The sequence below is a fragment of the Polynucleobacter sp. MG-27-Goln-C1 genome, assembly GCF_018881905.1.
GTDB lineage: Bacteria > Pseudomonadota > Gammaproteobacteria > Burkholderiales > Burkholderiaceae > Polynucleobacter.
The window spans coordinates 581,862-601,491 of sequence record NZ_JACVPM010000002.1 but is presented as its reverse complement, the minus strand read 5'-3'; the positions used below and the strand labels follow the sequence as shown (position 1 = coordinate 601,491).

Genomic DNA, 19,630 nt, shown 5'->3' with positions numbered 1-19,630 from the left:
TCTCTCCTTAGGCCTTCTTATCTTCGCCAACCAGAATCTTGGTATCGCTCAAATACATATGTGGCGGCACTTCAAGGTTATCTGGAGCTGGTTTGTTCTTAAATACACGGCCTGCCATATCGAATGTAGAGCCATGACATGGGCAAAGGAAGCCGCCTGGCCAAGTATTCGGCAAAGAAGGCTGAGGGCCGGCCTCAAACTTAGCCGTAGGAGAGCAGCCTAAATGGGTGCAAATGCCTACTACAACCAGGTATTCTGGCTTAATTGAACGCCATTGATTCTGAGCGTAAGGAGGGGTAAATTGGGCTGGATCCCTTAAAGAATCAGGGTCTGCGAGCTCAGAATCAATTTTTGAGAGCTCGGCAACTTGCTCAGGTGTGCGACGCACTACCCAAACTGGCTTACCGCGCCATTCAACCATGCGCATTTCGTCTGGCTGCATGCCAGAGATATCGATCTCAACAGCTGCCCCAGCGGCCTTAGCGCGCTCAGAAGGCTCAAAACTGTCCACAAAAGGGTAAAGGGCTGCGGCTGCGCCAACGCCGCCAACAGCTGAAGTAGCGATCAACCAATTACGACGATCCTTGTCCATACAGGGCTTGTCACTCATTTACAAAATTCCTCGGAAGAGCATTTATGGGTGGAAATTGCTTAAAGGTAAGATTTTAAAGTAAAAAGTAGGGTATGCAAGTAAGTTATGGGGTTAATCTCGGGATAATCTGCATCTAAATCAAAAGGAAGGCATTTATGAGCGTTTTAAAGGAGTTTCGGGACTTTGCAGTTAAGGGTAATGTGATCGATTTAGCGGTGGGTGTGATCATTGGCGGGGCTTTCGGGAAAATCGTTGATTCCCTGGTCAATGACATCGTCATGCCTGTGATTTCAACCCTTTTGGGGGGTCATATCGACTTTACTAACCTCTTTGTCGTGCTTGGAAAAATCCCAGAAAACGTTCCGCACACCTTTGATGCCCTAAAAAAGGCCGGGGTGCCAATTTTTGCTTACGGAAACTTCATTACCATCTCGATCAACTTCATCCTTTTGGCTTTTGTGATTTTCCAAATGGTCAAAGTAGTGAATAAGATTCGCCTGATGGATATTCCACCAGCACCCCCAGAACCAGAGGACACTATTTTGTTGCGCGAGATTCGTGATAGTCTAAAAAATAAGAACACTTGAATGAAGTTGCCGAGTAAATGGTTGCTGTTTTCTAAAAAATATAGCCGTCTCTTGGATGAAAATCTCAGCTCTTTTTAACTGCCTCATTAATTAGGTTAATTAGTTTTAATAAATATAAAGAAGTCTACTGAGTAACCAATGCCCAACAAGAATGATTTTCAATCCAAGCCATCCTCGCAACTGATATCTACAGCAAACACTTTTTTGGAGAATGGTTTTCGCCTGCACCAATCAGGGGAGCTTTCTCAAGCCGAAACTCAATACCTTGCAGCGCTTAAAATTAACCCTGAGTTTTTTGAACCCCTTCACTTCTTAGGTATTTTGAAGATTCAAAAAAATGATTTTCAATCTGCTATTAAACTTTTCACTCAAGCAATTGAAATTAACCAAAGCAATGAGTATGTTTACTTAAACAGGGGGTTGGCTCTATACAAAGCTGGAAGCTTTAGTGATGCCTTAAAGGACTTTCAAACTAGCTCGCAACTTTCTCCCCGATACCCTGAAGCCTATTTCAATCTTGCCAATACGTATCAAGAGCTAACTGATTACAAAAATGCCGTCATAAATTATGACAAAGCCATCAGTTTTTCCCCGCAATATGCAGAAGCCTTCAATAATCGCGGCAATGCACTACAAGAGCTTGGAATGCATGATGATGCCCTACGTAGTTATAAAAAAGCATTAGAAATTGCGCCCGATTACGCCGAGGCCTATTTCAATTGCGGCACGCTATTCCAATCTCTGAAGGACTTTAAATTAGCCATCAAATACTTTGATCAAGCTATTAGCCTGCAGCCTGATTTTGTTGAGGCTCATATCAATAATGGCGATAATTATGATGAACTTAATGATTCAATTAATTCATCTCGCTGTTATGGTGCGGCACTAAAGATAGATCCATCCTCTTTAGAGGCTAGATATGCCTTAGCGCTTTCAAGAATTCCAAAAATTTATTCAACCATCGAGGAGCTAGCGGCCTCAAGAGAATTATTCAGCACCATGCTGAGTGAGCTTGAGGACTGGATCAATGTCACCACGATTAAAAATGGTTACAAGGTTGTCGGCGGTCATCAGCTTTTTTTTCTTGCCTACCAAAATGAGGACAATTCAAAACTTCTATCACGTTACGGGAATATATGTCACAAGCTCATGAAAGATTTGCAGCCAATACTGACTCCCAGTACTGCAGTTGCAGCGCGCGCAAAAATGAAAATTGGGTTTGTGAGTGGCTATATTCATCAGCACTCTGTCTGGAATGCCATTTTAAAAGGATGGGTAACCAAGCTTGATCCGACCTTGTTTGAGGTGCATATATTTCATTTGGGGGAAAAATTTGATGGCGAAACTGAAATTGCAAAAACATCCGCCACCAGCTTTACTCAAGGGAAATATTCAATAGAAAAATGGATATCCTGTATTCAAGAAAAACAATTAGATGCCATTATTTACCCAGAAATAGGTATGGATCGTCTCACTTGCCAGCTTGCTAGTGTGCGCATAGCGCCAGTACAGATTTGTTCTTGGGGGCACCCAGAGACATCTGGACTACCAACGCTAGATTACTATCTTTCTGCAGAGCAATTTGAAGACAAGGATTCACAAAAATACTACCGTGAAAAACTAATATCACTTCCAAATCTAGGCTGCTATTACGAGCCTTATGTTGGCGCTATTAATTTACCTGATCTTGCATCGCTAGGAATTAACGTTAACCGCCCAATTCTGCTTTGTCCAGGTACGCCCTATAAATACAACCCAAGTAATGATTGGATCTTAGTTGATATTGTTAAAAAAATACCTCACTGCCAGCTAATATTTTTTAACTTTCCTGACACGCCCATTGATCTACTAAAGAAGCGACTTTCTGATTTATTTCATGAAAGCAATCTTGATTTCAATCATCATGTAATTTTTATCCCTCTTTTGACAACCGCTAATTTTTACGGCCTCATGAACCAAGCCGATGTATTTTTGGACACGATTGGCTTCTCAGGCTTTAATACTTCTATTCAAGCCATTGAGTGCGCTCTCCCCGTTGTGACCAAAAAGGGCAAGTTTATGAGGGGTCGGCTAGCTAGCGGGATATTGGAGCAACTTGGAATGTTAGATCTTGTTGCCAAAACGGATGATGACTATATCAATCAAGCCGTGAAGCTCACTCAAGACAAACAGTATCGAACACTTATCACCGAGCAAATTAAAGGTAATCGCCAGAAGCTATATTGCGATTTAGCGCCTATTAAAGCCCTTGAAGAATTTTTAATCTGTTCTTGCAACCAGAGTATTGCATTATCACGCTGAATAAACAGAGCATTCCTGGCTCCTTGATATGAAAGAAAAAACCCACTGTGTTTCCACAGTGGGTTAATTTGTTACAAGACCAATTATCAACTAGCTTACGCTAGCATTAAATTAGAAAGTGTGACGCACGCCAACAGCGTAGTTATTAGCATTAGCAGATAGGTTTCCTGCGTTAGTACCAGTTACAACTACGTTTGAAGTTTGTGCTTGACCATAGATCGCGTACAAGTTTGTGCGCTTGCTGAGGTAATAGTTAGAACCCAACTGCCATGCTACGAGGTTAGCTGTTGGTGAACCTGCACCGAATGAATCGATACGGCCATTACCAGCACTTGCCCAAGCTTCGATTGTTGGTGTGATGTAGCTACGAACACCTAACTGTTGTGCGCTACGGCTAGCGTAGTAGCCGGTGTTAACAGTAGAAGTTACCTTACGGTTTACCCACTGAGCGTAAGCCTTCAAGATACCGAAGTCATAGGTAGCTGCAACATATGCTTGATTATCGTTAACGTTAGAGCCACCTGTTGTGCCATAGATTGCTGGTGATGGGGTAGTTCCTGCTGGAAGAGCATTAGTAGCAGCAACGGTTCCATAAGGGTTTTGTGACTTGAATGATTGGTAGTTTGCTGTTACCAATAATTTTTGCCATGTGTAGTTAACACCTAGACCCCAACCGCTATTATTGTTATTACCGCCAGCAGTAGAACCAGTAGAAGTGCTGTAAGAAGCAGTCTGGGTTGTGTTCTGGTTATTCAATGTGTAAATAGCAGTAGCATTGAAACCAGCGAAAGTAGCGCTCTCAAGTTTCAATGTGTTAGCTGTACGAACAGTGTAAGCGTCAGTAGTTTGGTTCAAGCCTGTTGCAACACCAGCTGCCTGAGTAGTATTACCTACGCCGTTAGTGTTGGTAGCATAAAATACGTTACCAATCATGTTGTTTTGCTGACCTGGGTCAGTCAAAGCGCCTGCAGCGTGAATTGGAGTGTACTGTGTACCGAATGCAACTTGGCCAACGCCATTCTTTTTCAAACCAGCAAAGCTCTGACGGTTGTTAAAAGGTGATGCGTTAGTGCCAGCTGGTGTTAAACCAGTCTCAACAGTAAAAAATGCAGACATGCCGCCGCCAAGATCTTCAACGCCTTTGAAACCCAAACGGCTTGTAGATTCAGCACTGTTAGTAAATGAGTTACCAGTTTGCTTAGTTTGTACATTTGCTGCTGTTGTTCTTGAAGTGCTGCCAACAAAACCAACGTCCAATAAACCATAAACAGTCACTGATGACTGAGCTTGAGCTGCACCAGCAAATGCTGTTACTGCAGCAACTGCGAATAGCGATTTTTTCATTCTTTAAATCTCCATAAATTGAAAGTAATGCCCAAATAAAACTGGGACCTACGAATTTTGCTTGTTTTGCCCCACTAGACTGGGGGTCAGTGCATTTAGGAGTTCTTTTTGCTTGTCAAAAGGCAGTTTTTTGGCTTTCTTTGTTGTATCACGGCAACAAGGGCAACCTTTTCGGGTATTTTGAGGCCTTAGATGTCAAAATTGTCATATGGCAAGTCGCGAATTCTTAAAAATCCTCCGTTCCGCCCGCTTGGGTGATGTTTCTGCGCAACAACAACTAGCCTCCGCTTATCTCAGCGGGTCTTTTAATACCCCAATTCAGCCCTCTAACGCCTTGATTTGGCTAGAAAAATCCTATTTTTCCATTACAAATCAGCTGCTTAGCAACAACCCCTCTAGTGAGGCTGAAATATCACCAGACGTTATTGGGGTCCCTGAACTTCAAGGGGTATTCGAGCAAATCGCCACAATCCCCCTGGCGGAAACTTTTAACTCTCCTGCGTTTAAGTTTGGCTGGGAATCCTTTTGGCGTATTGCTGAAGCAAATACAGAAACAAGTTATGCGGCTAGATGGCAGTTAATTGATCTTTTATTAAATCCATCTAGATCTGAGCTACAGACTACCTTGCCTGAATGGATCTCTAAACAAGATCTACGCACAGACTTTTCTTCATTAGAGACGAAGGCTAAGCATTACTTAATAGAACTTGCAGAATCTGAATCCATATTTACGACCCCCGCCAAAGATCTCTTAATTAAGTTACAGCCAAAGAATGAAGCGTTGTCCTCGCTCTGGGATTCTTGGCTCACCAACAACAATGAAAGCGCGCTAATACAGGCGGCGGAGTTAGGCCTTACAGTTGCCAAACTCACACTCGGACTAAGACTCGCCCAGTTTGATGGGGTAAGTAGCGAGACCAGTAAGTCCAACGCTTCATTAAAAAAAGCAGCCTACTGGTTAGAGCTTGCTGCTAAAGATGGTGATCGAGATGCTTGGTTTGCGCTGGGCGAGATTTATCGTCGACCCCAGTTCTCCGGCTATAACGCCGCAGAGAGTGATCGCTGCTTTGATAGAGCTGCTGACTTAGGGCATGCACAAGCGCAGTTTCGTAAAGGGGCGAACTTGTGGCGCAAACGCGAAAAGAGTGAAGAGAAGGTGCGCGGCCTGCAAGCTTCTTATTGGGTTTGGCAAGCACACCAACAAGGTGTTGCTGAAGCAAAAGAGTTGTTGGGGAAAATTCTAGAAAGCACGCCAAACCCCAAGATGAATGATTGGTATGAGCTAGCTCTCTACGCAGAGAGGGCCCTTGATCACCATGCCGAATATAAACTTGATGAGGAGTGGCTCTTAATGTGCCATCGCCTCATCATTGCCAATCAATTTAATCTCAGCAAAGCAGAATTACTTCTCTGTGAAGTGGGCCAACTACAGCATGAGCACTGCGTTGTAGTGGATATTCGTTGGGAGCTGCCAAAGATTCTGCCAAGACTGATTCAGATAGACACCATTCAACAGCGTCGCACTCTATTAGCTGCTGGCAAAGCATTTGCGAGCGCAGAATCTGAGATAGAGGGAAATTTAAGGCAAAGACGCTATCGGTTTGATCGCGTTACAGCTTGGCTTACTAGCAACTTCACTAAGAGTCCAGTAACTGCAGAGACAGCGTAGTCTACAGAGGGCTTATAAAAGATTAAGTGGCCGCACTGCTTGTATCCACTGCATCGTCGTCAACAGCAGGTTTTGGAACATACAAGCGCGCTACCAAAAGCCCTAACTCATAGAGCAAAGTCATTGGCACAGCCAACAGAAGCTGAGATAAGACATCCGGTGGAGTAACGATTGCTGAAATAACAAATGCACCAACAATCACATAAGGGCGAATCTCTCTGAGCTTGGCTAGAGGAACCATTCCCATGCGAACCAATACCACTACAACTACTGGCACCTCAAAGGTGATGCCGAAAGCTAAAAAGGTTGTCATCGCAAAACTAAGATAGTTATCGATATCCGTAGACATCTCCGCGCCAAGAGGTGCGTTATAGCTAGCCATAAATTTAAATACCGTTGGGAAGACTAAGAAGTATGCGAAAGCCATCCCAAAAATAAACAAGCTATAGCTACTGATAACCAAAGGCACTATCAACTTGCGCTCATGCTGATAGAGCCCAGGGGCAATGAATGCCCATAACTGATACATCACTACTGGCAGGGCAATTAAAAACGCTACCAGCATGGTGACTTTCATAGGTACAAAGAATGAACCTGTCACATCAGTGACGATCATCTTTCCACCTGCAGGCAAAGCCTGAAGAAGCGGTTGCGCAAACAAATGAAAAATATCAGGCGCCCAATAGACGAGACAAACAAATACAACAATGATTGCCAATGCTGCTTTAATAATGCGATCACGCAACTCAAATAAATGAGACAAGAAAGATTCTTGCAAACCTGAATCTTCAGTTGAATTATTTTGAGTCATTGTGAGAGGTTTTTACTTTTCTTTGGACTTACTTACCAGCACTGTGATGAAAACGCTTCATACGTGCAGCGCCAGACTGAACTCTTGTGCGCATACCAGTGGAATGTTTAAACCATACAGGTCTTGCTGCACGCCTAACACCCCAACTCTTGCGACCCTGACGCATAGACTTACGAAATACTTCTTTTTCATCAAGGGGCGCTCTTGTGAAATTATTTTCAAAGATATCAGCTTGATCGCTAAGATTTGCATTCGCTTCGTTGACGGTAGACTGAATACTACTTTCTACTTCCTTGAAAACCGAAGCACTCTCTTCGCGAAGTTTCTTGAACTCTTCCACTTCCATCTGGCGACTAACCTCAGACTTCACATCCGCCATATAGCGCTGCGCACGTCCGAATAAATTACCCGCCATCCGAGCCACCTTAGGAAGGCGCTCGGGACCAACCACCACCAATGCAACTACTGCAATGAGTGCAAGCTTTGAAACTCCGAGATCAATCATTGCAGCTGCGCATTATTCCCATCAATAATTATTTATTGATGTCTTTTGCTTGAACATCGACAGTCTTTTCTGTTGATGCTTCAGCGCTCTGAATTTGCTCTTTGGCTTTATCTTGTGACTCTTCAGATGTCTTCATGCCGTCTTTGAAGCCTTTAACAGCGCCACCTAAATCCGTGCCGATATTGCGTAATTTCTTGGTACCAAATACCAACATCACGATTACTAAAACAATTAACCAATGCCAAATGCTAAATGAACCCATTTTTATCTCCTTGGACTATTTTTTCCAGGGGCGCGGACCGCCCATCACATGCAAGTGCAGGTGATAAACCTCTTGCCCACCATCCGCACCATTGTTCACAACCAATCTAAAGCCACCATCTTTTCCAGGACGGCAACCCTGTTCCTTGGCGAGACGCGGTGCTAATTCCATCATTCTACCTAGCAATGGCGCATCTGCCACTTCCACAGACTCCAGCATGGGGATATGTTTTTTAGGAATCATCAAAAAATGGATGGGGGCAGCTGGATTGATATCTTTAAAAGCGTAAATCTCCTCATCTTCATACACCTTCTGGGAGGGGATTTCACCTTTAGCAATCTTACAAAACAAGCAATTAGGATCGTGGCTCACGCTTTCGCCTCTAGTTTTGATGAATTAATCGAGTTTTTATCTATTTACTCTTGGCCAGCAGCTTTTCTAGCTGCCTTCTCTTCGATACCCGAAGTGCCCAAGCGACGATTGAGCTCAGCCACTACATCCTCTGGGCGCAAACCAAACTGCGACAAGGCAATCAGACAATGAAACCAAAGGTCGGCCATCTCGCCTACTAGGAGCTTTTGCTGCTCGGGGGCCAGATTGGAATGACGCGCATCCTTAGCTGCCATCACTGCCTCAGTAGCCTCTTCGCCCATCTTCTTGAGGATCCCATCATCGCCCTTAGAGAAAAGCAAAGCGGTATATGAGGTCTTCGGATCTGCTTGACCAGTCATAAATGCATCGCGTCGCTGATCCACCACATCAGCCAAATGAGCCAAAGCGGAGTCTAAATTAGAGGGGGTTTGTGCTGGACTAGTCATAAAGCGATTTTATGTCTTTTATTGCCGGGAAGACTAAGGGGGTCTTATTTATGAGCCTTGGACTCATCTACCCAGGCAGATTTACCGGAATCCCAGCGCAGAAAGAAGCAGCTGTGCTCACCGGTATGGCAAGCAATACCATCCTTTTGCTCAACTATGAGCAAAATCGTATCGCCATCACAGTCAAGGCGGATTTCTTTTACTTTTTGGGTATGGCCAGATTCTTCACCCTTGTGCCACAGCTTTTGTCTAGAACGAGTCCAATACACCGCTTCGCCCAAACGCAAGGTCGCCAATAGCGCATCACGATTCATCCAGGCCATCATCAGAATATCTTTACTGCCCACTTCCTGAGCAATCACCGGAACTAGACCTTGGTCATTCCAAGTAACAGCGTCAAGCCATGCGCCAGCCTCTAAAGACTCAACTGGGGCAAAGGTATTTATCATGGTCATCTTCGTATGATTCTCTCGGTAGATCTATCTGCGCTCAAATACGAACAGGAATTCCTTGGCTTGCCATATATTCTTTTGCTTGGCCAACAGTGTATTCACCATAATGAAAAATACTTGCAGCGAGCACTGCATCGGCATGGCCTTTGGTAATTCCATCGACTAAGTGCTGCAAATTACCCACGCCACCAGAAGCAATCACCGGCACACTCACAGCATCACTCACAGCGGCAGTTAACTCAAGATCAAAACCGTCTTTACTACCATCACGGTTCATGCTCGTCAGAAGGATTTCTCCAGCGCCACGTTTAGCAACTTCAGAAGCCCATGCCACTACATCCATACCAGTCGCAGTCCGACCGCCATGCGTAAATACTTCCCAGTTGCCAGCTTCAGTTTTTTTAGCATCAATGGCAACTACGATGCACTGCGAACCGTAATAAGCTGCAGCATCAGAAACTAAATCTGGATTTGCTACAGCAGAGGAGTTCATGCTGACCTTATCGGCACCGGCATTGAGTAAGCGACGCACATCCGCCACCGCACGCACACCACCACCAACTGTCAAAGGAATAAATACTTGGGAAGCAACATCTTCAATGATGTGCAAAATCAAGTCGCGCCCATCAGAGGTTGCGGTGATGTCCAAGAAAGTAAGTTCATCAGCGCCTTGGGTGTCATAGCGTTTTGCAATCTCAACCGGATCGCCTGCATCACGGAGACCAACAAAGTTCACGCCCTTAACAACGCGCCCTGCCGTAACATCCAGGCAGGGAATGATTCTCTTAGTTAGCACTGATGGTCACTCTAAAAAGTTTTCTTGGCAAACTTCAGAGTTAACTCATCGGCATATTTTTGCGCTGTAGTTAAATCTAAATCACCGGCATAAATTGAGCGCCCTGCAATCACACCCATGACGCCTTCAGCTTCAGCCTCACACAAGGCCTCAATATCTTGATTATTAGATAGGCCACCACTAGCAATCACCGGAATCCGAATAGCTTGCGCCAATTTAACTGTGGCATCCATATTGATACCCTTCATCATGCCATCGCGCCCAATGTCGGTATAAATAATTGCTTCAACGCCATAGCCTTCAAATTTCTTAGCAAGATCGATCACTTCATGACCAGTAATCTTGCTCCAACCATCGGTTGCTACTTTGCCATCACGCGCATCTAGACCAACCATAATATGGCCAGGGAATGCGGTGCATGCATCTTGTACAAAGCCAGGACTCTTCACAGCGGCAGTACCAATAATCACCGTACTAATGCCGTCATCCAATAAACGTTCAATCGTTTCGAGATCGCGGATACCGCCACCCAATTGAACCGGAATCTCATCGCCTACGGCTTTCAAAATAGATTTGATGGCAGATTCATTTTTCAGTTTTCCGGCAAAGGCACCGTTCAAATCCACAAGATGCAAACGGCGAGCACCCTTGCTAATCCAATGCGCCGCCATCGCGCCAGGATCTTCAGAAAAAACAGTGGCTTTATCCATATCACCTTGCTCGAGTCGAACACAGTGACCATCTTTTAAGTCAATCGCGGGAATGAGCAGCATAGCGGTAGGTTAGAAAAGTATTAGGGTTGCCAAGAAACAAAATTTTTGTAGAGCTTTAGTCCGTATTCTGCACTTTTTTCTGGATGAAATTGCGTTGCAAAAATATTATCCCTTGCAACAGCAGAAGTAAACCAATCGCCATATTCAGTTGAGCCCGCAGTATCGTCTTTACGCTGCGGCACAACATAGTAGCTATGTACAAAATAAAAACTGGTCAAATCTGGAATGCCATCCCATATTGGGTGCTGACGATCCTGACGCACTTGGTTCCAACCCATATGCGGCACTTTGAACGCAGAACCGTCTGGCTGTAATTTTCCAGCCAATTCAAAACGCCGAACTTCACCAGGAATCAATCCCAAGCAAGGCGTCCGAGCGGTATTGAAATTTGCCCGCACTTCAGCACTTTGATCGAAGAGCATCTGTTCACCAACACAAACACCTAAAAGGGGTTTATTTTTGACTGCATCTAGCAGCGCCTCCAATAAGCCAGACTCTTCGAGATGCTTCATGCAATCTGGCATCGCACCTTGCCCCGGGAGCACTACGCGCTCTGCGGAGATGATTTCTTCAGGGGTGTGTGCAATCACTACATTGGCATCGGGAGCCACATGATGAAAGGCTTGATATACAGAACGGAGATTGCCCATTCCGTAATCAACGATCGCAATGGTTTGCGCCAATTGTTAGCCTATGTTCTGTAGTTTATTGACAGTCTTCTACTCGACACTAGAAATTCTCTAGATTAGAGGCTGCCCTTAGTAGAAGGAACAACACCGGAAGCGCGTGGATCCAACTCTAAAGCCATGCGCAATGCACGGCCAAAGGCTTTGAACACGGTTTCAATCTGGTGATGAGCGTTAATGCCACGTAAGTTATCGATATGCAAAGTTACTCCAGCGTGATTTACAAAACCACGGAAGAACTCGATGCTCAGATCCACGTCAAAGTCACCCACGCGTGCACGGGTAAATGGAACATTGAACTCCAAGCCTGGACGACCAGAAAAGTCGACTACAACACGGGAAAGGGTCTCATCCAAAGGAACATAGGAGTGGCCATAGCGAGTAATACCCGCTTTATCGCCAACCGCCTTAGCAAATGCCTGACCCAAGGTGATACCTACATCCTCAACGGTATGGTGGTCATCAATATGGGTATCGCCCGTGGCAACCACTTTGAGGTCAATCATGCCGTGACGGGCGATTTGATCCAACATATGGTCCAGGAAGGGTACGCCAGAGGCTAGCTCAGCTTTACCTGTGCCATCTAAATTGATGGCAATTTGAATTTTGGTTTCCGAAGTGTTTCGGGTAACGTCGGCTTGCCGCATGCTTCAGTGCGCCGCGAGGCGAAGTGTTGATTGAAGCCTCATAATATCATTCCTAATACAGATATAAATGCCGATTTTGATTGCTGGTGTTTATTCACTTTTGCTGATTTTTGACTAGAGTCCCTCATGAGCCGTTTTTGGAGCCCCGTTGTTCAGACCCTCACCCCGTATATTCCAGGGGAGCAGCCGCAAATGCAGCGACTGGTTAAGCTCAACACCAATGAGAGCCCCTATGGCCCATCACCTAAGGCGCTAGCAGCTATAAATCAGCAAAACACGGATGATTTAAGGCTTTATCCAGACCCTGAAGGGGTCGCCCTTAAAAAGGCCATTGCTGATTTGCATGGCCTTGATCCTAAACAGGTGTTTTTAGGGAATGGTTCAGATGAGGTGTTAGCCCACGTATTTTTAGGCCTACTCAAGCAAGCTAAGGCTGTTCAGTTTCCAGATATCACCTATAGCTTTTACCCGGTTTATTGCAAGTTGTTCGGCATCGACCATCAAACCGTCGCCCTTGGCCCCAATTTTGAAGTGCAGACAGAGAATTTCAAGACCCCTAATGGCGGGATTATTTTTCCCAATCCCAATGCTCCAACGGGTCGAGCCATTCCTCGCTCAGACATCGAGGCTCTACTCAGTAGAAATACAGATTCAGTAGTGGTGATAGATGAAGCTTATGTGGATTACGGAACTGAGTCCTGCATTCCACTTCTTCGCGGTAGCGCTTGTCCAGAAAACCTCTTAGTCGTTCATACCCTATCCAAGTCACGCGCCCTGGCAGGATTACGCGTTGGATTTGCAGTGGGGCATCCAGCCCTCATTGAAGGTCTGGAGCGAGTCAAGAATAGTTTTAACTCCTACCCGCTTGGGCGCTTGGCTCAAGCTGGCGCGATTGCTGCAATACAAGATCAAGCCCACCTTGAATCTACGAGCAAAAAAGTTGTTCAAACTCGTGAGCGTTTAGTTTCTGAATTGGCCTCACTAGGCTTTGATACCTTGCCATCAACCGCGAACTTTATTTTTACGCGTCGCCCTACGCATGCCGGGGCAAAGCTGTATCAAGCCTTACGCGATCGTGGAATTATTGTGCGTCACTTCAAATCTCCGCGTATTGAAGAATTTCTGCGTATCACTATCGGCACCGATGAACAAACCAATGAATTGATTGCAGCTCTGAAAGAAATTCTGGCTAGCGCCTAAACCTTACTGCAGTCGTTTTTTCTAAACCGAGATTAGATTTATTTCTTAAGACGCATCTCAGCAGCGCGGGCATGAGCCGTTAGGCCTTCGCCATGGGCGAGAGTGCTAGCCACAGTACCCAAGGTTTGCGCACCAGCTTCACTAACTTCAATCATGCTTGAGCGCTTGATAAAGTCATACACACCCAAAGGTGAAGAGAAGCGTGCAGTGCGCGCTGTTGGTAGAACGTGGTTTGGGCCTGCGCAATAATCGCCTAGAGATTCACTAGTGTAGTTACCCATGAAGATAGCGCCAGCATGACGAATTAACTCAGACCACTTACGCGCATCAGTTGCACAAATTTCTAAATGCTCAGCAGCAATCGCATTAGCAATCTCACAGGCTTCGCTCATATCTTTCACTTGGATCAATAAAGCACGATTAGTGAGTGATGCTTCAATCACGTTCTTTCTGGGCATCTCAGGCAATAGCTTGTTAATGCTTACTTGTACTTCCTCGATAAATTTCTCATCAGGGCAAAGCAAAATAGATTGCGCTAACTCATCGTGCTCTGCTTGAGAAAACAAATCCATCGTAATCCAATCGGGATTACTAGAACCATCACAGAGAACTAAGATTTCTGAAGGACCAGCGATCATATCGATACCAACGGTACCGAAGACTCTGCGCTTAGCAGCTGCTACATAGGCGTTACCAGGACCAACAATCTTATCTACAGGTGGAATAGTTTGTGTGCCATAAGCTAAGGCAGCAACAGCTTGCGCGCCACCAATCGTAAAGACACGATCAACCCCTGATAAGTAAGCAGCAGCTAATACCAAAGGATTGCGAGCGCCATCGGGGGTAGGCACCACCATAATGACTTCTTTAACGCCAGCCACTTTTGCAGGAATCGCGTTCATCAGTACAGACGATGGGTAGGCAGCTTTCCCACCCGGAACATAGATTCCCACGCGATCTAAGGCTGTTACTTTTTGACCCAAACGCGTGCCATCAGCCTCTTCATACTCCCAAGAGTGACAACCCGCTTCAATCTTTTGCTTCTCGTGATACGCGCGCACTCTCTGCGCAGCAATATCTAAAGCATTTTTTTGTTCTGCTGATAAGCCTTCGTAGGCTTTTTTTAATTCTTCTTGAGAAATCTCTAACTCAGTAACACTAGCCACATTTAAACGATCAAACTGCTTTGTGAAATCTAGTACCGCAGCGTCGCCACGTGCTTTAACTTGCGCTAGAATTTTTACTACCGCGGCATCAATCGCCTCATCATCCGCCATCGGTAAAGAAAGGCTAGAGAGCAAAGTTTCTTTAAACCCTGCATCGTTGCTGTTAAGGCGTTTGACTTTGATGTCTGCTGACATATGAATTTTCTTTACTTCAACAATTCAAAGAACGGCTGAAGCTGTGTGCGCTTACGCTTATAAGAGGCTTGATTAACCACCAAGCGCGCACTAATGTCGGCGATTGGCTCAACCTCAACCAAACCATTTGCACGCAAGGTATTGCCTGTAGAAACTAAATCCACAATCGCATCAGCCAATCCAACTAATGGGGCCAACTCCATCGAGCCATACAAATGAATCGTATCGATGTGAACGCCCTTATTGGCAAAGTGTTCACGGGCGCAATTGACATACTTGGTTGCGACTTTTAAACGAGAGCCCTGCTTTACAGCAGCAGCGTAATCAAAACCTTCTCTAACGGCAACTGACATACGGCATTTAGCGATATTCAGATCAAAAGGCACATATAGGCCATCGGTACCGTTTTCCATCAAAACATCCAGGCCGGCAACCCCAAAATCAGCGCCGCCGAACTGAACGTAGGTCGGTACATCGGAAGCGCGCACGATGATGAGGCGCACATCCGGATTTGAGGTTTCAATAATGAGTTTGCGTGACTTTTCTGGATCCTCAAGCGGACGAATACCGATCTTGGATAAGATCTCAGCGGTTTCTTCGAAGATGCGCCCCTTCGAGAGGGCTAAAGTTAACTTCATGGACTAATTATCCATCAGGCTTACTTGATTCGCTGAATGTTGGCGCCTAAGAGGGTCAACTTTTGCTCCATGCGGTCATATCCACGATCCAGGTGATAAATCCGGTCCACCTGGGTTTCGCCTTGGGCAGCCAAACCTGCGATCACCAAGCTGGCAGACGCACGTAAATCGGTAGCCATCACGATAGCGCCAGATAGCTTCTCAACACCTTGGGCAATAGCAGTATTACCCTCAATGGCAATATCTGCACCAAGACGATTCATCTCCTGAACGTGCATAAAGCGGTTTTCAAAGATGGTTTCGGTAATTGTGGCGTTGCCCTGGGCAATCGCATTGACTGCCATCAGTTGAGCCTGCATATCTGTCGGGAACGCTGGATACTCCGAAGTGCGGAAGCTAACAGCCTTAGGGCGACCTTTCATGGAGGCCTTAATCCAATCGGGACCCACCTCCATCTCCAAACCAGCTTCTTTGAGTTTGACGATCACAGCATCCAATGTGTCTGGGCGACAGTGCTTCACCAACACCTCACCACCAGCAGCAGCGACTGCACACAAGAATGTACCTGCCTCAATACGGTCAGCAATCACAGCATGTTCTGCACTGTGGAGCTTTTCAACACCCTCAATTACCAAGCGATCTGTGCCGATACCCGTAATCTTGGCGCCCATTTTGACAAGCAACTCAGCCAAGTCCCCTACTTCAGGCTCGCGCGCTGCATTCTCCAAAATCGTTGTGCCTGACGCCAAAGTAGCGGCCATCAATAAATTCTCTGTACCGGTTACGGTGATCATGTCAGTCAAAATGGAAGCACCTTGCAGACGACCCGTAGCAGATTTGGTTTCTGCCTGAATGTAGCCACTCTTAATTTTGATCGCTGCGCCCATGGCCTTTAAGCCCTTGATATGCTGATCAACTGGACGCGCGCCAATGGCACAACCGCCTGGCAGAGAAACCTTGGCACTATGCATTCTGGCAAGCAATGGGCCCAGAACCAAAATAGAGGCGCGCATAGTTTTGACCATCTCATAGGTTGCTTCAGAGCTCTTAATAGTGGCAGCATTGAGCACGACATGATTGCGATCATTCACATCTGGAAAAGTGACGGTCACACCAATTTCTTGAAGAAGCTTCAGCATGGTTCGTACATCTTGCAAATCTGGAACATTACGCAAAGTAATAGGTTGATCGGTTAGCAAACAAGCGCACAAAATTGGTAGTGCTGCATTTTTAGCGCCAGCAATGACTACTTCGCCCTTCAGCGGAGTGCCGCCAACCATTCGTAATTTATCCATGAATCTATTCCAGTAAAAATCTAGTGTCGTGTTTTATGTTGGGGTATTTTGTGCAAACTCTTCGGGAGTAAATGCTTTTATTGATAAAGCGTGAACTTCCGCCTTCATACGATCACCCATTGCGCCATATACCAATTGATGACGCTGAATCAAACGCTTGCCTTCAAACTCTGGACTCACAATCGTCGCAAAGAAGTGCTGTCCATCACCCTCAACTTTGACATGGGTGCAGGCTAGACCTTGCTGAATATATCCCTCAATTTGTTCTGGGGTTGGCAACATCACAATCTCCTGATTTCTAATTTCTTAACGATTTTCTAATACTAATTTTTAAGGCAAGCTCAATTGCACTTAGTTCCTGAGTTTGTAGCCTTTTTGTAGCAAACGCAAAGCGATAGCCGAGACCACAACAAAGAAGTAGGCAACAATTGCCAAACTGTCCCAAGGGGAAATATCCGACACTCCAAAGAATCCGTAACGGAAACCATCGATCATGTAGAAGAATGGATTGAAGTGAGACACTACCTGCCATGCTGCAGGCAAAGAATGGATGGAATAAAACACGCCTGACAACATGGTGGCAGGCATGATGATGAAATTCTGGAAGGCCGCTAGCTGATCATATTTATCAGCCCAGATACCAGCAATTAAACCCATACTTCCTAAAATTGCAGCGCCCAAAAGAGCGAATACCATGATCCATAAAGGATATTCAAAGGATGGCATAGCGAACCACGCTGTAATTAGCAGCACACCAGAGCCCACGACAATTCCACGGAATACCGCAGCTAAGACGTATGCAGCATAAAACTCTAGGTGACTAAAAGGGGCTAACAGGACAAACACGAGATTACCAGTCACCTTCGATTGAATGAGTGACGAAGAAGTGTTTGCAAAAGCGTTTTGCAACACACTCATCATGACTAAGCCAGGAATCAAGAAAGCTGTGTAGTTGAGGCGACCATACACTTCTTTGCCCTCAAGCACATGACCGAAAATCATTAAATACAAGACGGCGGTGAGCACTGGTGCCGCAACCGTCTGAAAAGCTACTTTATAAAAGCGCTTAATTTCTTTTCGCAATAGGGTTGGAAAGCCACTGCCATAAGAGATCGGCAGTTTATTCAAGGTCGATTTCATCGAGTGCCCCCCGACATGATATTCACAAACACATCTTCGAGATCTGTCTTGCCTTCGCCATCTTTTTTCACTGAGCCATATTGACTCAGTAAATTTGCAGTTGTATCCAAAGCCACAATCTTTCCCTGCTTGAGCATGGCGATGCGCTGACACAACGCCTCAGCCTCTTCAAGGTAATGGGTTGTTAGAACAATGGTATGCCCATCTTGATTTAGGCGACTGATAAATTGCCACAGAGATTGGCGCAATTCCACATCAACGCCAGCTGTAGGCTCATCCAAAATAATCACTGGAGGTCTATGAACCAATGCCTGAGCCACCAATACTCGACGCTTCATACCGCCAGAGAGGGAGCGCATATTGCTATCAGCTTTACCAGTGAGATCCAAGTTGGCCATAATCTCGTCGATCCACGCATCGTTATGACGAATACCAAAATAGCCCGACTGAAATTGCAGTGTCTCTCTTACGGTAAAGAAGGGATCAAATACCAACTCCTGTGGAACCACTCCGAGCATCCGGCGAGCATCACGAAACTTGCTTTGTACATCAGCACCCATGATTGCGGCGTGGCCACTATCAGCGGTAACCAAGCCCGCCAGAATGGAGATCAGCGTTGTCTTACCTGCACCATTGGGGCCAAGCAGGCCAAAGAACTCGCCTTGCTCAATTGACAAAGAGACATCATCTAGCGCCTGTAATGCGCCATAATTTTTTGATACGTTTTTAATCGATATTGCGGCGTGCATGCTATGACAAACCTAGCAGCTCGGCAACACCATATACGCCAGCTAATACAGTTAATTTTTCAGGTGCATTTTGTACAGAAATTTGCTGACCGTCAGCTTGTAATTTTTTCTGCCATGCCAAAAAAATAGTTAGCACTGTGGAATCGAAGTCTTTAAGATTGCTGCAGTCAACCGTTCTTAGTACAGCCAAATTGAGTAAGCCATCTTTTTCTAACTGCGACACATTATCTTGTGTCACTGAAGCGGGCAATAAAAATGGCATCTGCTATTGATCTTTACTAAATCTGTGTGATTTTTAGTTTGTTGGCTTTGCAGCAGCAAGTTGTTTGTTGCGCTCTTGCAAGAACTTCACCAAACCCTCAACACCATTCTGGCTAATTTGGTTCGCAAATTGATTGCGATAGGCCTCAACCAACCAAACGCCCATGATGTTCATGTCATAGACTTTCCAGCCGTTGGCGGTTTTTTCTAGGCGATAGTCAAGCGGAATGGGATCACCACGACCAATTACTACAGTCTTTACAACAACCTCTTTATCGTCTGGTGCTGCACGCAACGGTTTAAATTGAATGGTTTGATCACGCAGTTGGCTTAAAGCGCCTGAGTAAGTACGGATTAATAAATTCTTAAACTCGCTAACCAATTGGGCTTGCTGCTCTGGAGTTGCTTTTTTCCAATTGGGGCCCATCGCCATTTCAGTAGTACGGCGCATATCGGTATAGGGAACAATTTTCTTATCCACCAAATCCACAATGCGTGGAATATTCCCTTTTTGAATTTCGGGATCAGACTTCACAGAAGCCATCACGTCAGAAACTACAGTCTTAATCAAGCCATCCGGTGTGGACTGATCAACAGCTTGAGCAAATGCACCACCTGCAAACAAAAACAAGCTTGATAGCAATGCTGTGCAGTATTTTTGAATAGTTTTGTGGCTTTTCATGTGTCCTCGATTAATGCTAGTTGTTGGAGCTCATTTTAGCTCTTTAACAAAATCCAGACAG

At 45.4% G+C, this 19,630-nt stretch carries 24 protein-coding genes; 4 read left to right on the top strand and 20 right to left on the bottom strand.

What is annotated here, in order from left to right:
• Positions 1-7 precede the first annotated feature (7 nt).
• Positions 8-610, bottom strand: coding sequence for a ubiquinol-cytochrome c reductase iron-sulfur subunit (gene petA / locus ICN14_RS07175; RefSeq protein WP_216225764.1), 603 nt, complete (start codon positions 608-610; stop codon positions 8-10).
• A gap of 137 nt (positions 611-747) precedes the next feature.
• Here petA and mscL point away from each other — a divergent pair, with 137 nt between their 5' ends.
• Entirely contained in the window at positions 748-1,179 is a 432-nt protein-coding gene (mscL, locus tag ICN14_RS07170; RefSeq protein WP_216225763.1) for a large conductance mechanosensitive channel protein MscL, read from the top strand.
• A gap of 138 nt (positions 1,180-1,317) precedes the next feature.
• On the top strand, positions 1,318-3,480 hold the full coding sequence (locus ICN14_RS07165) for a tetratricopeptide repeat protein (protein WP_216225762.1): 2,163 nt from the start codon (positions 1,318-1,320) through the stop codon (positions 3,478-3,480).
• Positions 3,481-3,591: 111 nt separating this feature from the next.
• On the opposite strand, the gene ICN14_RS07160 is transcribed toward ICN14_RS07165, so the two are convergent.
• The gene (locus ICN14_RS07160; RefSeq protein ID WP_216225761.1) at positions 3,592-4,824 is read right to left on the bottom strand and encodes a porin; all 1,233 of its coding nucleotides are present in this window, start codon (positions 4,822-4,824) and stop codon (positions 3,592-3,594) included.
• A gap of 208 nt (positions 4,825-5,032) precedes the next feature.
• Between ICN14_RS07160 and ICN14_RS07155 the strand changes: the two genes are divergently transcribed.
• Positions 5,033-6,493 carry a tetratricopeptide repeat protein gene (locus ICN14_RS07155; protein ID WP_216225760.1) on the top strand — a complete coding sequence of 487 codons (1,461 nt, stop codon included), beginning with the start codon at positions 5,033-5,035 and terminating at the stop codon, positions 6,491-6,493.
• A gap of 22 nt (positions 6,494-6,515) precedes the next feature.
• Here the strand turns inward: ICN14_RS07155 and tatC are convergent, their stop codons facing one another.
• The 10 genes from tatC to hisB form a co-directional block, all read right to left on the bottom strand.
• The gene (gene tatC / locus ICN14_RS07150; protein ID WP_216225759.1) at positions 6,516-7,304 is read right to left on the bottom strand and encodes a twin-arginine translocase subunit TatC; all 789 of its coding nucleotides are present in this window, start codon (positions 7,302-7,304) and stop codon (positions 6,516-6,518) included.
• Between the two features lie 28 nt (positions 7,305-7,332).
• Positions 7,333-7,809, bottom strand: coding sequence for a Sec-independent protein translocase protein TatB (tatB, locus tag ICN14_RS07145; protein WP_216178791.1), 477 nt, complete (start codon positions 7,807-7,809; stop codon positions 7,333-7,335).
• A gap of 28 nt (positions 7,810-7,837) precedes the next feature.
• Positions 7,838-8,071, bottom strand: a complete 234-nt coding sequence (gene tatA / locus ICN14_RS07140; RefSeq protein WP_216225758.1) for a Sec-independent protein translocase subunit TatA — start codon at positions 8,069-8,071, stop codon at positions 7,838-7,840.
• A gap of 15 nt (positions 8,072-8,086) precedes the next feature.
• Positions 8,087-8,443: an HIT domain-containing protein gene (locus ICN14_RS07135; RefSeq protein ID WP_216225757.1), complete on the bottom strand. Its 357-nt coding sequence runs from the start codon at positions 8,441-8,443 to the stop codon at positions 8,087-8,089.
• 44 nt (positions 8,444-8,487) lie between these two features.
• The gene (locus ICN14_RS07130) at positions 8,488-8,889 is read right to left on the bottom strand and encodes a phosphoribosyl-ATP diphosphatase (RefSeq protein ID WP_216225756.1); all 402 of its coding nucleotides are present in this window, start codon (positions 8,887-8,889) and stop codon (positions 8,488-8,490) included.
• Between the two features lie 44 nt (positions 8,890-8,933).
• Complete coding sequence (hisI, locus tag ICN14_RS07125; protein ID WP_216225755.1) at positions 8,934-9,338, bottom strand: phosphoribosyl-AMP cyclohydrolase; 405 nt, start codon at positions 9,336-9,338, stop codon at positions 8,934-8,936.
• A 40-nt stretch (positions 9,339-9,378) separates the two neighbouring features.
• On the bottom strand, positions 9,379-10,137 hold the full coding sequence (gene hisF / locus ICN14_RS07120; RefSeq protein WP_015420288.1) for an imidazole glycerol phosphate synthase subunit HisF: 759 nt from the start codon (positions 10,135-10,137) through the stop codon (positions 9,379-9,381).
• 11 nt (positions 10,138-10,148) lie between these two features.
• The gene (gene hisA, locus ICN14_RS07115; RefSeq protein ID WP_216225754.1) at positions 10,149-10,910 is read right to left on the bottom strand and encodes a 1-(5-phosphoribosyl)-5-[(5-phosphoribosylamino)methylideneamino]imidazole-4-carboxamide isomerase; all 762 of its coding nucleotides are present in this window, start codon (positions 10,908-10,910) and stop codon (positions 10,149-10,151) included.
• A 20-nt stretch (positions 10,911-10,930) separates the two neighbouring features.
• Positions 10,931-11,593, bottom strand: coding sequence for an imidazole glycerol phosphate synthase subunit HisH (hisH, locus tag ICN14_RS07110; RefSeq protein WP_216225753.1), 663 nt, complete (start codon positions 11,591-11,593; stop codon positions 10,931-10,933).
• A gap of 62 nt (positions 11,594-11,655) precedes the next feature.
• A complete protein-coding gene (gene hisB / locus ICN14_RS07105) occupies positions 11,656-12,243 on the bottom strand; it encodes an imidazoleglycerol-phosphate dehydratase HisB (protein WP_216225752.1) in 588 nt (195 codons plus the stop codon).
• 126 nt (positions 12,244-12,369) lie between these two features.
• Between hisB and hisC the strand changes: the two genes are divergently transcribed.
• Positions 12,370-13,443: a histidinol-phosphate transaminase gene (gene hisC, locus ICN14_RS07100; RefSeq protein WP_216225751.1), complete on the top strand. Its 1,074-nt coding sequence runs from the start codon at positions 12,370-12,372 to the stop codon at positions 13,441-13,443.
• A 38-nt stretch (positions 13,444-13,481) separates the two neighbouring features.
• On the opposite strand, the gene hisD is transcribed toward hisC, so the two are convergent.
• The 8 genes from hisD to ICN14_RS07060 all read right to left on the bottom strand — a co-directional run bounded on the left by hisD (position 13,482) and on the right by ICN14_RS07060 (position 19,569).
• A complete protein-coding gene (hisD, locus tag ICN14_RS07095) occupies positions 13,482-14,804 on the bottom strand; it encodes a histidinol dehydrogenase (RefSeq protein WP_216225750.1) in 1,323 nt (440 codons plus the stop codon).
• 11 nt (positions 14,805-14,815) lie between these two features.
• The gene (gene hisG / locus ICN14_RS07090; RefSeq protein WP_015420282.1) at positions 14,816-15,442 is read right to left on the bottom strand and encodes an ATP phosphoribosyltransferase; all 627 of its coding nucleotides are present in this window, start codon (positions 15,440-15,442) and stop codon (positions 14,816-14,818) included.
• A 20-nt stretch (positions 15,443-15,462) separates the two neighbouring features.
• A complete protein-coding gene (murA, locus tag ICN14_RS07085) occupies positions 15,463-16,737 on the bottom strand; it encodes a UDP-N-acetylglucosamine 1-carboxyvinyltransferase (protein WP_216225749.1) in 1,275 nt (424 codons plus the stop codon).
• A gap of 33 nt (positions 16,738-16,770) precedes the next feature.
• Positions 16,771-17,019: a BolA family protein gene (locus tag ICN14_RS07080; RefSeq protein WP_215334184.1), complete on the bottom strand. Its 249-nt coding sequence runs from the start codon at positions 17,017-17,019 to the stop codon at positions 16,771-16,773.
• A 69-nt stretch (positions 17,020-17,088) separates the two neighbouring features.
• On the bottom strand, positions 17,089-17,877 hold the full coding sequence (locus ICN14_RS07075) for an ABC transporter permease (protein WP_216225748.1): 789 nt from the start codon (positions 17,875-17,877) through the stop codon (positions 17,089-17,091).
• A complete protein-coding gene (locus ICN14_RS07070) occupies positions 17,874-18,626 on the bottom strand; it encodes an ABC transporter ATP-binding protein (protein ID WP_216225747.1) in 753 nt (250 codons plus the stop codon). Before ICN14_RS07070 ends, ICN14_RS07075 begins: the two co-directional genes overlap by 4 nt.
• Before the next feature lies 1 nt (position 18,627).
• The gene (locus ICN14_RS07065; protein ID WP_216225746.1) at positions 18,628-18,888 is read right to left on the bottom strand and encodes a lipid asymmetry maintenance protein MlaB; all 261 of its coding nucleotides are present in this window, start codon (positions 18,886-18,888) and stop codon (positions 18,628-18,630) included.
• A gap of 33 nt (positions 18,889-18,921) precedes the next feature.
• Positions 18,922-19,569, bottom strand: coding sequence for a phospholipid-binding protein MlaC (locus ICN14_RS07060; protein ID WP_216863237.1), 648 nt, complete (start codon positions 19,567-19,569; stop codon positions 18,922-18,924).
• Positions 19,570-19,630 lie beyond the last annotated feature (61 nt).

Coding starts and splice junctions, on each gene's coding strand:
- ICN14_RS07130 (WP_216225756.1), bottom strand. CDS start 8,889: ATGACTAGTCCAGCACAAACCCCCTCTAATTTAGACTCCGCTTTGGCT.
- mscL (WP_216225763.1), top strand. CDS start 748: ATGAGCGTTTTAAAGGAGTTTCGGGACTTTGCAGTTAAGGGTAATGTG.
- ICN14_RS07070 (WP_216225747.1), bottom strand. CDS start 18,626: ATGCACGCCGCAATATCGATTAAAAACGTATCAAAAAATTATGGCGCA.
- tatA (WP_216225758.1), bottom strand. CDS start 8,071: ATGGGTTCATTTAGCATTTGGCATTGGTTAATTGTTTTAGTAATCGTG.
- ICN14_RS07075 (WP_216225748.1), bottom strand. CDS start 17,877: ATGAAATCGACCTTGAATAAACTGCCGATCTCTTATGGCAGTGGCTTT.
- ICN14_RS07155 (WP_216225760.1), top strand. CDS start 5,033: ATGGCAAGTCGCGAATTCTTAAAAATCCTCCGTTCCGCCCGCTTGGGT.
- hisG (WP_015420282.1), bottom strand. CDS start 15,442: ATGAAGTTAACTTTAGCCCTCTCGAAGGGGCGCATCTTCGAAGAAACC.
- ICN14_RS07060 (WP_216863237.1), bottom strand. CDS start 19,569: ATGAAAAGCCACAAAACTATTCAAAAATACTGCACAGCATTGCTATCA.
- tatC (WP_216225759.1), bottom strand. CDS start 7,304: ATGACTCAAAATAATTCAACTGAAGATTCAGGTTTGCAAGAATCTTTC.
- murA (WP_216225749.1), bottom strand. CDS start 16,737: ATGGATAAATTACGAATGGTTGGCGGCACTCCGCTGAAGGGCGAAGTA.
- hisB (WP_216225752.1), bottom strand. CDS start 12,243: ATGCGGCAAGCCGACGTTACCCGAAACACTTCGGAAACCAAAATTCAA.
- hisA (WP_216225754.1), bottom strand. CDS start 10,910: ATGCTGCTCATTCCCGCGATTGACTTAAAAGATGGTCACTGTGTTCGA.
- ICN14_RS07080 (WP_215334184.1), bottom strand. CDS start 17,019: ATGTTGCCAACCCCAGAACAAATTGAGGGATATATTCAGCAAGGTCTA.
- ICN14_RS07065 (WP_216225746.1), bottom strand. CDS start 18,888: ATGCCATTTTTATTGCCCGCTTCAGTGACACAAGATAATGTGTCGCAG.
- hisC (WP_216225751.1), top strand. CDS start 12,370: ATGAGCCGTTTTTGGAGCCCCGTTGTTCAGACCCTCACCCCGTATATT.
- hisD (WP_216225750.1), bottom strand. CDS start 14,804: ATGTCAGCAGACATCAAAGTCAAACGCCTTAACAGCAACGATGCAGGG.
- tatB (WP_216178791.1), bottom strand. CDS start 7,809: ATGATTGATCTCGGAGTTTCAAAGCTTGCACTCATTGCAGTAGTTGCA.
- hisI (WP_216225755.1), bottom strand. CDS start 9,338: ATGATAAATACCTTTGCCCCAGTTGAGTCTTTAGAGGCTGGCGCATGG.
- petA (WP_216225764.1), bottom strand. CDS start 610: ATGAGTGACAAGCCCTGTATGGACAAGGATCGTCGTAATTGGTTGATC.
- ICN14_RS07165 (WP_216225762.1), top strand. CDS start 1,318: ATGCCCAACAAGAATGATTTTCAATCCAAGCCATCCTCGCAACTGATA.
- ICN14_RS07160 (WP_216225761.1), bottom strand. CDS start 4,824: ATGAAAAAATCGCTATTCGCAGTTGCTGCAGTAACAGCATTTGCTGGT.